The 12,717-nt window shown below is 71.1% G+C and carries 13 protein-coding genes; 3 read left to right on the top strand and 10 right to left on the bottom strand.

Annotated elements, in window-relative coordinates; all coding sequences use genetic code 11:
- Positions 1 to 5: 5 nt before the first annotated feature.
- From ACWH4W_RS17745 to ACWH4W_RS17725, 5 genes are all read right to left on the bottom strand, one after another.
- A complete protein-coding gene (locus ACWH4W_RS17745; protein WP_473076697.1) occupies positions 6 to 560 on the bottom strand; it encodes a MauE/DoxX family redox-associated membrane protein in 555 nt (184 codons plus the stop codon).
- A 133-nt stretch (positions 561 to 693) separates the two neighbouring features.
- Positions 694 to 882, bottom strand: coding sequence for a hypothetical protein (locus tag ACWH4W_RS17740; protein WP_473076696.1), 189 nt, complete (start codon positions 880 to 882; stop codon positions 694 to 696).
- A 102-nt stretch (positions 883 to 984) separates the two neighbouring features.
- Positions 985 to 1,755: an AraC family transcriptional regulator gene (locus ACWH4W_RS17735; protein WP_473076695.1), complete on the bottom strand. Its 771-nt coding sequence runs from the start codon at positions 1,753 to 1,755 to the stop codon at positions 985 to 987.
- Between the two features lie 914 nt (positions 1,756 to 2,669).
- Positions 2,670 to 3,158: a hypothetical protein gene (locus tag ACWH4W_RS17730; RefSeq protein WP_473076694.1), complete on the bottom strand. Its 489-nt coding sequence runs from the start codon at positions 3,156 to 3,158 to the stop codon at positions 2,670 to 2,672.
- 161 nt (positions 3,159 to 3,319) lie between these two features.
- Complete coding sequence (locus ACWH4W_RS17725; RefSeq protein ID WP_473076693.1) at positions 3,320 to 3,673, bottom strand: hypothetical protein; 354 nt, start codon at positions 3,671 to 3,673, stop codon at positions 3,320 to 3,322.
- A 282-nt stretch (positions 3,674 to 3,955) separates the two neighbouring features.
- Here ACWH4W_RS17725 and ACWH4W_RS17720 point away from each other — a divergent pair, with 282 nt between their 5' ends.
- From ACWH4W_RS17720 to ACWH4W_RS17710, 3 genes are all read left to right on the top strand, one after another.
- The gene (locus tag ACWH4W_RS17720; RefSeq protein WP_473076692.1) at positions 3,956 to 4,528 is read left to right on the top strand and encodes a dihydrofolate reductase family protein; all 573 of its coding nucleotides are present in this window, start codon (positions 3,956 to 3,958) and stop codon (positions 4,526 to 4,528) included.
- Positions 4,529 to 5,035: 507 nt separating this feature from the next.
- On the top strand, positions 5,036 to 5,929 hold the full coding sequence (locus ACWH4W_RS17715) for a DUF1963 domain-containing protein (RefSeq protein WP_473076691.1): 894 nt from the start codon (positions 5,036 to 5,038) through the stop codon (positions 5,927 to 5,929).
- 492 nt (positions 5,930 to 6,421) lie between these two features.
- Positions 6,422 to 6,742, top strand: coding sequence for a hypothetical protein (locus ACWH4W_RS17710; RefSeq protein WP_473076690.1), 321 nt, complete (start codon positions 6,422 to 6,424; stop codon positions 6,740 to 6,742).
- Positions 6,743 to 6,845: 103 nt separating this feature from the next.
- Here ACWH4W_RS17710 and ACWH4W_RS17705 read toward each other — a convergent pair whose 3' ends face one another.
- Genes ACWH4W_RS17705 through ACWH4W_RS17685 form a run of 5 tightly spaced genes read right to left on the bottom strand, consistent with a single transcriptional unit; the run spans position 6,846 to position 12,716 of the window.
- Positions 6,846 to 7,610 carry a 4'-phosphopantetheinyl transferase family protein gene (locus ACWH4W_RS17705; RefSeq protein WP_473076689.1) on the bottom strand — a complete coding sequence of 255 codons (765 nt, stop codon included), beginning with the start codon at positions 7,608 to 7,610 and terminating at the stop codon, positions 6,846 to 6,848.
- A gap of 42 nt (positions 7,611 to 7,652) precedes the next feature.
- Positions 7,653 to 8,945, bottom strand: coding sequence for an MFS transporter (locus ACWH4W_RS17700; protein WP_473076688.1), 1,293 nt, complete (start codon positions 8,943 to 8,945; stop codon positions 7,653 to 7,655).
- Positions 8,942 to 10,420 (bottom strand): argininosuccinate lyase, encoded by a 1,479-nt coding sequence (gene argH / locus ACWH4W_RS17695; protein ID WP_473076687.1) that lies wholly within the window; start codon positions 10,418 to 10,420, stop codon positions 8,942 to 8,944. The genes ACWH4W_RS17700 and argH overlap by 4 nt, the downstream gene beginning before the upstream one ends.
- Positions 10,417 to 11,661 (bottom strand): ATP-grasp domain-containing protein, encoded by a 1,245-nt coding sequence (locus tag ACWH4W_RS17690; protein ID WP_473076686.1) that lies wholly within the window; start codon positions 11,659 to 11,661, stop codon positions 10,417 to 10,419. The genes argH and ACWH4W_RS17690 overlap by 4 nt, the downstream gene beginning before the upstream one ends.
- Positions 11,658 to 12,716, bottom strand: coding sequence for a PLP-dependent cysteine synthase family protein (locus ACWH4W_RS17685; RefSeq protein ID WP_473076685.1), 1,059 nt, complete (start codon positions 12,714 to 12,716; stop codon positions 11,658 to 11,660). The genes ACWH4W_RS17690 and ACWH4W_RS17685 overlap by 4 nt, the downstream gene beginning before the upstream one ends.
- Between the last annotated feature and the right edge of the window lies 1 nt (position 12,717).

Raw genomic sequence — 12,717 nt, 5'->3', positions numbered from 1 at the left:
CTGGGTCATGGCAGTCTCCGGGCGGAACCGGGGCCGAGGGGCTGGAACAATTCGAGGATGTCGTCGAGCAGGGCGACCAGTACGCCCAGCAGCAGGCCGGCGAACACGGCCAGGGCCGTTCCGCCGAGGTTCTGCGACGTGCCTGCCGTCGGCGCGGTGACCACGCCGAGGACCGCGACGGCGGCGAGGACGACGTTGCGCACGATGTGCCGGCCACCGAGTGGAGTTGTCGAGGCGCCGAAGCACCGGCACGGTTGGCGGATGCTTCTGCGCAGCACGAGGGCGATCGCTGTCGCGAACGCCACCAGCAGTCCTGCCGCGACCAGGAATCCGGTGACCACGGCCGTCGTCGTCCCCGCCAAAAGCAGCAGCCAAGCGGTGTGTTCGGCGGCCACCACGAGCAGGGCCACCGGTCGGCATGCCTTCGCCGGCAGCAGTTCCAGACCGCGCACCGAAGCAACGAAGGCGCCGAACGCGCCCCTTCCCACGGTCTTGCTGATGGATGAGGCCAGGAACACCACCCCGATCAGGGAGCGGGCCCCGAGCTCCAGATAGTGCACCGCAACCCTTCCGTATCGTTTTCCGCGCCGTCGTCCCACGGGCGGAAACAGTGGGGGAAGGAGCACCGGGACTCGATCCCGGTGCTCCGTCACCTGGGCCTTCCTCGGTGTGCGCCCCGTCGAGGGCGCACGCTCAGCAGTCGCAGATGTAGAGGTTGGGGGCGCTGTCGCAGCGCGAGCAGGAGGCGTGATAGCCACACTGGCTCTGGCACTGCCAGCAGGCCGGCCAGCTCCAGCACCGCTGTTCCCCGGCCGACGCGTCGACCTTGGGGACGAACCGGTCGAGGAGGCGGCCCCCCATCGATTCAAGCTTCTTGAACATGTCCCTACTCCTTCGCTTGATCCGTTCCGGTACGGGAGGGAAACACCCGCCGCAGAAGACTCCCGTCGGTCGCCCGGTGACGTCTTGTAAAAATTCGCCCCATCAGCCGGCGGTGCTCTCAGCTCGAGCAGGGGCAGGAAGCAACACGCCGGTGGCCTGCCCCTCGACGCGGTCCGTGAACGAGGGGTCCCGCCGGCTGACGGCACGACGGGCGAGGAAGCCGCAGGGGGCGTGACCGGTCATCGCCTTGCACTCGTGGCCGAAGTGGGCCTGATCGTGGTAGCCGGCCAGCACCGCCGCCTCGGCCGGGGGGAGCCCGTCGACGAGGAGTTGAAGGGACCGCCGGAGGCGGAAGACCCGGGCGACGGCCTTGGGGGTGAGGCCGATCTGCTCCCGGAACCGTTTCTCCATCTGCCGCTGCGACCATCCTGTTCTTCCAGCTAGCGCCGGGATGGGGACGGCCCCGGCCTCGCGGGCGAGTTCTTGCCAGGCCCAGGCCACACGCGCCGAGTGCGCGGGGCCGCACCGCGTCCACTCGCAGAGCACGGTGTCCAGCAGGGCGAAACGGTCCCTCCAGCCCGTGGCGGACGCCAGCGCGTCGGTGAGGTCGTCGGCACGGGTGCCGAGCAGTTCGTGAAGCCCGACCACCGCGTTCGCCAGTGGGTGCAGGGCCGTGCCGAAGGCGGTGAACGCGGCCCAGGGGGTGAACGTCACTTCCACCCCGGCCAAGCGGCCGTTGTGCTCGCCCGTTCGGGCGCTGTGGTGCGGACCGCAGAGCAGGGAGGTGAAGGCGTCCGCCTCCACCGGGTCCGAGAGGTCTGGTGCTCGGGTCAGTCTCAGCTTCTCGTCGAACACGATCATCATGACCGCCATGCCCGAAGGCACTTCCAGGCGTCTGCGTGGCCGGTGCAGGCCCAGCCGGAGTCCCCGGTAACAGACCACGCCCGGCCGCAGCCGGGGATGAGGTAACGCGGATGCCACTTCCCATGTCCCGTCGGGGCATGCCGAATACCGCACGGTCGGTCCTCTCAGCCGGAGGCGGACGGCGCGAAGGCGCCAGGAGGGTGTCGCCGGGTGGGCCCCGTGCCGCATCGGGCGGGGCCGGGCAGCGAGAGCCTGCTGGCCGGCGGCGGAACGAATCAACGGCCGTCCGCCGTCCCGGACACGACCGGGATGTCCGGGCTGGTCAGAGCCTTGTCCGGATCCCTTCCCGGACAGGACGGCGGAACCCGGAACCGCCCGCGTGTCATGATCACCGCAGTCTGGTCGGAGTGGTGTCCTCGGCGGTTGGCACCGCGGACACGCGACGCCGCCGAGTCGAGACCGCACCGTCCTCGGGATCGCCGCCGTCCGTCGGATTCCACAGGGAGACCTCACGGACCTGACCGGACAACGGACCACGCGCAGCGGGCGGAGCACAGTCGGACCCCGGCCGTCCAGGCGCGGCCACCACCGGACCGTCCGCGATGTCCGCGCACCGCCGGCCGGTTGCTACCGGATGCCCGAGGGAGAGACGGTCGACCACTTCTGACCCTGCTTCTGACCCTGCGGGACGAGGACGGGCCCTCGAAGGCAGGCTGCCGGCGGCACGAGCGACGCACCGGCTCGCCCCGGGCGCCGGGTTCGAGTCGTACCGGCGCCGGCACTTGAGGAAGTCCTCGCCGCCGTCATCGCCCCACTTCGGGTTCGGCCCGGAACCGATGCGGCATCAGGCAACGTTCGCTCTGTTCGCGGCGCATCGCTTGGCTGTTGTGTCTCGCGGCACCGATGTGTTGCGTCGACGGAAGTCACGCACCTGCGGTGGAGCTGACTACGACCTGCATGGCCGGCACGCCGAGTTCGGTGCGTGCGGCTGAGATGGCGGCGAGCCGGGCTTCGGAAAGATACAGGTGAATGGCCTCGCCAACGGGCCGCCGCACAGCCTCGGTAAGTCGCTCGGTGAGGGCATAGACAGCGTCGGCTACCGGCTGAGTGCAAAGGATGTGCACCTCGACGTGAAGCAGCCAGAGACGGCTGGTCAGGTCTGCGGCCTCCTGAGCGGTCACCTCCTCGCCGGCAGAACGCCGCTCCGCAGCTCGTTTGAGTTCTCGTACGAGTGCGAAGAACCGGATCAGGACGTCTTTGCGTTCGTCTCGAAGACGGAGAACGGCCGCGTGCTGATTCTGCTGTTCTGATGATCGTGCGCGCCACCGCTCACTGAGCAGGGTGCCGGTGATACCGATTCCGGCACCGAGCAGTCCGCTGGCGGCCGTGACGATGTTCACCCAGATGTCCATGACCACTCACTGTGGCGCATGGCCGCGCGCCTCGAGTCGTAGTCCGGTACAGGACGACCGGAATCATCACGTGGCTGACCGTGTGCAGGTCCGGGAGATCGGTGACGACAAGGGCGGCCGACCGGGCCGGCCCGGACGGACCGGCCGGCCGCCGTCAGCGGTTACCTGACGTGGAAACCGTAGACGTGGTAGGTGTCGGCGCCGGTGAAGGGAGCCAGGGTGTGGGGCGGGAGCACCGCGACGTCCCACCCGTAGTTCGTCCTCCAGAAGACGACCACCTCGTGGGCGCCCGAGGAGAAGGACGTGACACCGCCCTGCCCGAGCGGGACGTCACCGGGGCCGGTCCAGCACCGGCTGCGCTCCGCGCCGTTCTCCAGATACGTCACCCGCACGGCGTCCGTGCCGGCGGTGCAGTCGATCTCCTCGGTGGCCAAGGCGGGGGTCGCCGGGAGCGCGAGACTCGCCGCGACGGCCGCCACGGCGCCCAGCGCCAGTTTCTTGGATCGGCTCTTCATCGTGTCGTGGTTCCTTCCGGTCGGTGTTCCGTCGGAACGAAGCTTCAGATGAACCATCAACCATTAACCAGCTTTATTTCAACGGTGCAGTGGAATGTTTCGCGGGCCTCGCGGGGCGGAGCACTTCGCTCCCTGGGCGGTTTCGTACCGGCGACGACCGATGAGTTCTCCCATGAGCCGCAGTCAGAGATCATGGCTGGTGCGCCTCAGCGGCGAGTGCGGTCGAGGCGCGTACCGGCTGAATCTGCCGAGAACCGGACACGAGACACCGAGGAACCTGGGATGCGTACCCTGATCAGCACCGCTTTCATCTCGCTCGACGGCGTCGTGGAGGCCCCGGGCGGCGAGCCCGGTTACCGGAACTCCGGGTGGACCTTCAAGGACATCGAGTTCCTCCCCGAGGCGTTCGACATCAAGGACCGGGAGCAGAAGGAAGCCACCGCGATGTTGCTGGGCCGGACCAGCTACGAGGCCTTCAGCCCGGTGTGGCCGGACATGGAGGACTTCGCCGACTACAAGCTGATGCCGAAGTACGTCGTCTCCACCCGCCTCACCGAGGAGGACCTGGTGTCGAACTGGGGCGAGACGACGATCCTGCGCTCGCTCGACGAGGTCGCCGCGCTGAAGGAGACCGAGGGCGGCCCGATCATCGTCCACGGCAGCGCCGCCCTGAACCAGAGCCTTTCGGACGCCGGTCTGATCGACCGTTACCACCTGCTCGTCTTTCCGCTCCTGCTCGGGGCGGGCAAGCGTCTGTTCAGCGCCACGGACAAGGACGCCCAGAAGCTGAAGCTCGTCGAGCACGAGGCGTACGCCAACGGTCTGCAGAAGAACGTCTTCGACGTCGTCCGCTGACCAGGCTCCCGTACCCACCCTGCCCTCGCAGCCCCGGGCGTGGCACTCGTCGGAGGGCCTGCTCCACAGGCATTGGATCACCGTGCGGACCAGAGGAAGATGCGAGGTGACCTCCCCGACCCCGCCCGGGCCGCCCCGGCGAGGGCTCCGGCCCGCCTGGCGGCCTCCGGCTTCCCGGAGCGGCCGCCTGGCCGCCGCCCCCGGACAGCTTGTCCTTGCACAGCGCGCCGAACTGCGAAACGGCAGCACGAAGCCACCCGTGCCGGTCCCCACCCACGGTCCCCCCAAGGACACGATCACCGACGCCCGCGCACGGTTCTCGGGCTCACCGCTTCCATGCTGACGGGAACATGGCGGATCGCCAGCGGCCTGGGGTTTCCACCGGCGGCGCATGTGATCACCAAGGGGCGCATCCTCGCGGCGACGCGCCCCCACGTGCACGGCAGCTCGCGTCCAGCGGGCGGAACCGGATCATCCGCTGTCAGTGCACTGCGGCAGGATGACGGAATGTCACATACGCAGAAGTTCCGCGAGCACGCCCGTCGGCACGGCGTGTCCGACGACGCCGTCACCCGCATCCTGTGGTCCGTGCAGCCGGCGGTCAAGATGGACGTCAAGCGGCCCGACGACGTCCGGCCGGAGGACCGGGTGGTCGGTTACGTCGGGGGGCTCCCCGACATGCCCGTGCACTCCACCTGGAAGCCCGGCGACCACTTCGTCGCCTGTCTCGATCTGGCGGCCCTACCGAAGCAGCCGCTGGACGACCTGATCCCCCGGCAGGGACGGCTCCTGTTGTTCGCCGGCCCCTGCTATGACGAAACGTACCCGGACACCGGACCCGCTCCAGTGATCTTCGTCCCCCCGGGAACCGAGACGCGGGTGCCCAGCGCGCCCGTGGACTTCAGCTACCACACCATGCGCGAGGAGCCCCAGGCGCTCCTGGGGCGCAGGGTGCTCACCCTCCTGGTGCCCGCCGCATGGGACATCCTCGGCTGGCCGGAGAGCGATCCGCCGCTCGAGGCCGCGATCGAGGAGTACGGCTCCCTGGTTCCGGACGCACCGGTCGTGAACCGTGAGGCGGGCGGTTCGCTGGATCTGCGCGGGGCGCAGTTGAACCACCACGACTGGCTGGCTCTTTACGAGGAGGAGTTCCAGGAGAAGAGGGAACAGGCGGTGGCCGTCGTCAGGGACGCGCCGGAGAAGTTCGACGAGCTGCACGCCCGAGCCCTCCGGGAAGCGGCGGAGGCCTCCGGGGAGAACACCGAACCGTATGTGTGCTTCGCGGAGGTCGCCGAGGCCAACGTCTTCGGTTCCGGCGACGGGGAGGTGAGCTGGATGATTCCCCACGGTGATCTCCTCGCCCAGCGATTCGACCGTCTCGAGCATTCGTATTTCTGCTGACCCCGCCGGCCGCCGGGAAGCGGAAGCCCTGCACTTCCCGGCTCCCGCACTCCCCTGCTCCGGGCGGCGTGACCGTACGCGGCGCATGCCGCCGGGGCGGGCCGTAGCGCGGAGGACCCCCTGAGCCCGAGCTCTGGGCAAGGGGGCCTGCGCGAATGTGGGCGACGGCTCGGGTCACGCGGCCCGGAGGCCGATATGACCAGAGTCCGGACAAGGCGTCCGAGCCTGGTCTCGGCGTCAAGGAGCACGAGAGCGAGGACCCGGACACGGCCCCCGCCGCACCGGCAACGTCAACGAAACACCGACCCTCTTCACGGCAGAGCTGTGCGCCGACGCTGTACAGCACGGAGGCCCGACGGCGCAGCAGGTGACCCTTGAACGGGCGGGACCGCCCCCTCCTGACACCGCGGGACGACGGCGGGACGTTCCGGCACGGACGGGCAGGTCGTCTACCTCGCCGGCCCCGTGCCGGCGTCCGAGGTGCTGGGCGAGGTGTCCGAAGGCATCGAACCGCGGCGCGTCCTGCGCTTCGCCTCGCACGGCGTCAGCAGCTGCGCCAACCGCCGGGGCAACGACTGCACGCTCGTCGAGCGTGTGCTCCACCGGCCGCCCGCGCAGGAGACCCGGCGGGTCCCACGGTGCCACCTCCGGGCACGGTGCCAGTGGGGGAACCGGACCGGCACGGCGGCGTGCGTGCGCTGCCCCACGGTCTCCACCCGCCATCACGTGGGAGATGAACTGGCCGAGCTGGTGGCCGATCCGGCCACCACGCAGGAGCAGCTCGACGCCTGGATCGCTGCCGCCGACGGATGAGTTGTCGCGGTCGACGTAGCGGTGTCGTAGGGTCCCCGGACGGTTTCCGTCCGGGGACCCTACGCGTCGGGCCGGCTTCGGCCTGCGTCTGGTCGCCGTGGCCTCACCGGATGTCCCGCTCCGTCAGGCGGTTCACCCTTGCCTCAGGTGTGACCAGATCACCGTGCACCGCCACCGCTGCCGCGTAGCCCCGGTCCACCGGGATGTCCAGCAGGGTCCAGCCGGAGGGCGGCGTCACCCCGTCCGGGGTACCTGAGCCGACGTAGTCCGTCGCGGGATCCCGGCCCAGGCCTGTGCCCAGGCCCTTCAGGTACGCCTCCTTGCGGGTCCACAGGCGGGCCAGCGCGCGGGGGCGGCGGGCAAGGGGCAGGGCCTCGAGCTCCGCCTGCTCGGCCGGGTGCAGCATGGCGGCCAGCTCCGCGGCGCTGCCCGGATCCGCCACCAGGTCGACGTCCACCCCGATGGGGGCGACGGCCGTGCCCATCAGCACCAGGTCACCCCGGTGGGAGAGAGAGAAGTGCAGCGGGCGCGTGGCGCCCAGTACGGTCGGGCGGCCGTGCGGGCCGCCGCAGCAAGGGCATGCCTCGCGGCCGTAGCGGATGTCCTGCGGGAGCATGTCGAGGTAGGTGCCGAGCAGCCGGCGCAGCGCCAGGTGGGCGGCGGTGAACCGGATGCGGTCTCCCGCGTGCGCCAACTCGGCTGCCCGCCGGCGTTCGGTCGTGTCCAGTACGGCAGTGTCGAGGGCCACGCCGCGCACCTCGGGCACCCTGAGCAACCAGAGGTCCAGGAAGCCGGGGTGGGGCAGGGCGCGCTCGGGGCCCGCCGGCAGCAGCGTGCCGCTCGGATTTCCACTCGTGGGATCACTCACCGGACACCTCCTGGTCGATGGCGGGTGCGTAGTCCGCGGGGTTCACCTGTGTTCGAGGACCCCGGCGGTTCCGGTGAGGTCCTCGCCGTCCGTGGGCGGGCGGTCGGGCAGGTCGCGACGGCCTCGCAGCGGGCCGGCCAGCAGGAGCGCGGAGCTGACCGCCAGGCCGCCGGTGAGCAGCCACAACGCGGGGCGTACGCCCAGAACGCTGCCGAGAACACCCCCCAGCAGCGAACCGACCGGAATCGCTCCGAAGTTGGCGACCGACATGCTCGCGGTGACACGGCCCAGCAGGTGGGGTGGACAGTACTGCTGGCGGAAGGTGCCCTGGATGACGTTCGCCGAGACCACCCCCAGTGCCAGCACCGCGCCGCCCACAGCGAGGAGCAGGACCTGCCAGCCCGGCTGGGCCAGCGGGATCAGCAGGCCGAACGGGGCCGTGGCGAACTTGCACAGCAACATGCCCCGGGCCGTGCCGAAGCGGCGGGCCAGCGGGGTGGCGACCACCGCGCCGAGCATGCCTCCCACGCCCGCGCCGGCCAGCAGCCAGCCCACCGCCGCCTCGTCCACACGGAGTTCGCGGATGAGGAAGACCGTGAGAAGCGCCTGGTAACCGGTGAGGAGGAGGTTGGTGACCGTGCCGTAGGTAGTGAGCACCCGGAGGTAGGGGTCGCCCGCCGTGTGACGCAGGCCGTCCGCCACGTCCTGGCGCAGCGCACGCGGTGTCTCGGGCCTGGTCGGCGGGGGTTCGGTGCTGCGGATGCCGAGCAGGCAGAGGGTGGAGATCAGGAAGGTCGCCGCGTTGACCAGCAGACCGCTGATCGCGCCGAAGGCGCTCGCCAGCATGCCTCCGCCGCCGAGCCCGGCGAGCTGGGCCGCCGACTCGCTGCCCTGGAGCTTGGCGTTGGCCTCGGCGAGGTCGTCATGGGCCACGACCGAGGGAACGTAGACGCGGTAGGCGATGGAGAAGAAGACGTTGGCCAGCCCGGTGAGCAGTGCCACCAGGAGCAGATACGTCATGGTCAGCGCGTCCAGCCACGCTGCCACGGGCACGCCGGCCAGCAGCAGCAGTGAGCCGATGTTGCAGAGCAGCATCAGCGGGCGGCGCGGCAGCCGGTCCACCCAGGCGCCGGCGGGCAGGCCGATCAGCAGCCAGGGCAGCCAGGCCGCCGCGGCCAGGGCGCTCACCCAGAAGGTGCTCGCGTCCAGGGTGACCACGGCGACCAGCGGCATGGCCACGCCCGTGATGTTGCTGCCGAACCGGCTGGCCGTCTCGCCCGCCCAGAGCAGGCGGAAGTCGCGCTGCCGGAGCAGTCCGGCACCCAGGTGCTTCATCGCTGTGCCACCACCTTGGCCACCTCGTCGGCGAGTTGGGCCGCAGCACCTGTCCAGCGTTTCCGGCGGGCCGCGAAATCGCTTTCCAGTCGGTCCAGTTCGGAGCGAGCCTGGCTGATCGCCTTCACCGTCGCACCGGGGCCGCCGCCGTGGGCGCAGGCCGCCGCGACAGTCTCCGGGTCCAGCCAGTCGGCCGGGTAGCCCTCGGCCGCCTCCGCCACGGCCGGGTGCGTGCGGGCCGCCTCGGACAGGGGCAGGTCGCCGTCCAGGGCAGCCAGTACGGTCTCGCCGACCAGGTGGTGCGCGGAGCGGAAGGGCATACCGTCCACGACGAGCCGCTCCGCGAGGTACGTCGCCGAGGTGAAGCCGTCCCGGGCGCGGGCGCGCATGCGCTCGGCGTCGGGCTCGGCCCCGGCGACCACCAGGCGCAGCAGGGTCGCCGCCTCCTCGGTGTCGGTCAGGCCGGGCCAGAGGTGCCGTACGGCCTCGGTGCCGACGGCGATGGCGTTGGTGTAGCCGGCTGTCGACATGGCCGCCGCCGCTCCGGTGAAGCCGGCCAGGGCCGCGGTGGAGCGGCCCTGGATGTGCTCCAGCAGGAAGGGGTTGCGCTTCTGCGGCATCATCGAGCTGGAGCCGACCAGGTCGTCGGCCATCCGCAGCAGTCCGAACTCCTCGGACGTCCACCAGGTGAGGTCGCGGGCGACCCGGGCCATGAGCACGCCCAGCACGGACGCGGCGGACAGCAGCCGGAGGACGAAGTCCCGCGAGGCCACGGCGTCCACGGAGTTCGGCGCGGCCGCGGTGAAGCCGAGGAGAGCCGCGGTCCGTGCCGGGTCCACCGGCACGGACGTACCGCCGATCGCTCCCGCGCCGAGCGGGTTGACGTCGATTTCCCGTCCGGCGTCGAGGAGCTCGGCGAGCGATCGCAGAACCGCGCCCGCGACACCGGACAGGTGGTGACCGTAGCTGATGGGCACGGCGGGCTGACCGTGCGTGTACGCGGGCATGATGACGTGCTGGTACGCCTCGGCCTGGTCGAGCAGCGTGCGCGCCAACTCCGTCACCGTGCCGACCAGTCGGGCGTAGGGCTCGCGCACCTTCAGTCGTACGGTCGTGGCATTGAGGTCGTTGCGGGAACGGCCCGTGTGCAGGACCCCGCCCACCTCTTGGCCGAGCCGGTCCACCAGCCAGCCCTCGTAGGCGAGGTACACCCCACGGGGCATGGGGAGTTCGCGCACCGGGACGAAGTCGGCCGTGCGTAGCTCGGTGATGGTGCCGAGGAGCGCTGCGGCTCGGGCGGGGTCGACGATGCCGCGCTCGGTGAGCATCACCAGGTGTGCGCGGTCGACCTCGCTGATCAGCCTCAGCTCGTGCGCCAGTGGGGCGCCGGCGCCGTAGACGATGCTGTGGGCCCGGGCGTTGAGGGCGGTGCGCAGCCGGCCGGTGTCGACGCCTGCGCCAGGGGACGCGCTCATACAGGCACCGCCTCCGTGACCGCCCCCAGTGCGGCGGCCAGAGCGCGGGCGCGCCCCTGCTCGGCGGCCTCCGCCGAGGCCGTCCCGGCGGCGATGACGTGCCCGAAGCGGCCGCGGAAGTCCTCGGCCGGGCCGACCTCGCTGCCCGTGGGGCGGTACAGCGTGGCGTCGACGACCCCGGGCACCTCGTGTGCCGCCGACTCGGCCGCCCCGGTGGAGCCGATCACGCCGGCCGCCGAAGCGGTCAGGAAGCGGATCGAGGCCGAGCCCGCGGCGTCCGGGCCGCCCGTCACGTCCACCGGCAGTCCCAGCCCCGCGCGCACCTGCGCGCCCACCAGGTCGATCCCACGCGCGCGCCGCACCAGCTCCGGGATCATGCCGCCGGCCAGCCGGGGGTTGACCTCGATGACGCGGGCCACGCCCCCGTCGAGGCGAAGCTCGACATGCGCGGCGCCCCAGCCAAGGCCGAGCGCCTTGACCGCGTGCACAGCGCCGTCAACCAGCGCGGCGGCCTCCGACGCGGGAAGGACGGCCGGTACGTCGTGCCCGGTTTCCACGAACACCGGCGGCGCGCCCACATGCTTGGCGACGGTCATGACGGCCGCCTCCCCGAACACCTCCACGGAGAACTCGGCCCCGGTCAGATACTGCTCGACCAGCACGACGGAAGGGCTGCACAGCCCTCGCTCGTTCACCGTGGCGGCAAGCAAGTCTCTGGTGTGCCGGGCGACTTCGGCGGGCGTACGGCACAGCCGCACGCCCAGGCTGCCCGAACCCTGCACCGGCTTGACCACGACCGGGCCGCCGTCGCCCAGCCACTGCGCGGCGGCAACCGCCTCGGCGACCGAACCCGTGACCGAGAAGCGGGGCACGGGCACCCCCGCGGTGGCGAGCGTGCGGCGCTGCAGGGACTTGTCGCGGCAGGCACGCACGGCGTCGGCGGAGGGGCCGGGCAGGCCGAGGCGTGCGGCGAGCGCGGCTGCGGAGGCGACGTAGTACTCGGAGCTGGACAGGACCCCCGCGACCTGACCGTCGAGGCGCCGCACGGCGGACCACAGGGCGTCGGTGTCCGATGTATCGACGACGAGCGTGCGCAGCCCGTCCTCGGACGCGTACGGATACCGGCCGGGGTCGGCGCTCATCAGCACCGGCTCGTATCCCAGGGCGCGGGCTCGCTGGGCGAACTGACGCCCGGTTCCGGTGGTGTTGGACTCGACAAGGACCAGGAGCCGGGTTTTCACGCGCCGGCCTCCGGCATCATCACGTCGTCGAAGCCGCGGCGGGCCCAGAGCAGGCGGGTCCACGAGGCCGGGGCGTCCAGAGGGTGTTCGACGGTGAAGGGTCCACCGACGGAAGGGGCGGGCTCGATGCCCTGCTCGGTGAGCCAGTCCTTGTTGTAGACGGTCGACTGATAGCGGTAGCCCTCGTCGGGCAGCACCATGACGACCTTGCTGTCGGGGTTCTGCGCGGCCCACCAGGAGGCGACCTGGAAGGAGGCGCCGCTGGTGGGGCCCATGAAGAGGCCGTGGTTGCGGAAGAGTTCGTGGGTGGCGTGGAAGGCCTCGGCGGCGGTGACCCAGTGGACCTCGTCGTAGGCGGCGTGCCGGACGTTGCCGGGGTGGATGCTGCTGCCCAGGCCACGCAGGGTGCGCGGGCCGTCGGGGGTACCGAAGATGATCGAGCCGTGGGTGTCGACGCCGACAAGGTGCAGGGCCGGGTCGGAGGGCCGCAGAGCGGCGGCAAGGCCTCCGGTGGAGCCGCCGGAGCCGACCGGGCCGACCAGGCAGTCCACCGAGCCGACGGTTTCCCCGATGAGATCGGCGACCACCGCATAGGCGCCGGGGTTGTCGGGGTTGTCGTACTGTCCGGGCACGAAGCTGTTCGGATGGATGCGGCGCAGTTCCTCGACGCGGGCGAGGCGGGCGCCCTGGATGCCGCCGGGCTGGCCCGCGTACTCGACGATCTCCACGGTGGCGCCCAGCATTTCCAGGCGGGTGCGCAGATCTCGGTCGATGGCGTTGTCACCGACGATGGTCAGGTCGTGACCGCGCAGCCGGCACACCATCGCCAGGCCCAGGGCGAAGGTGCCCGAGGAGGTCTCGATGACACGGGTGCCGGGGCGCAGCAGGCCCGCGGTCTCGGCCCGGTCGATGATGAAACGGGCGGGCAGCAGCTTCATCAGGCTGAACGCGGACGCATAGAGGTTCTCGGTCACCTGGATGACGCGGGGCAGCTCGGTGGCGTCGACCACCGAGTCGTGCAGCTTGGACGCACCCGCGAGTGTGGGAGTGGTCATG

This window comes from Streptomyces sp. DSM 120436, assembly GCF_055778765.1.
Note: the sequence above shows the minus strand (reverse complement) of the source record. Positions and strands in the feature narration are given on the sequence as shown.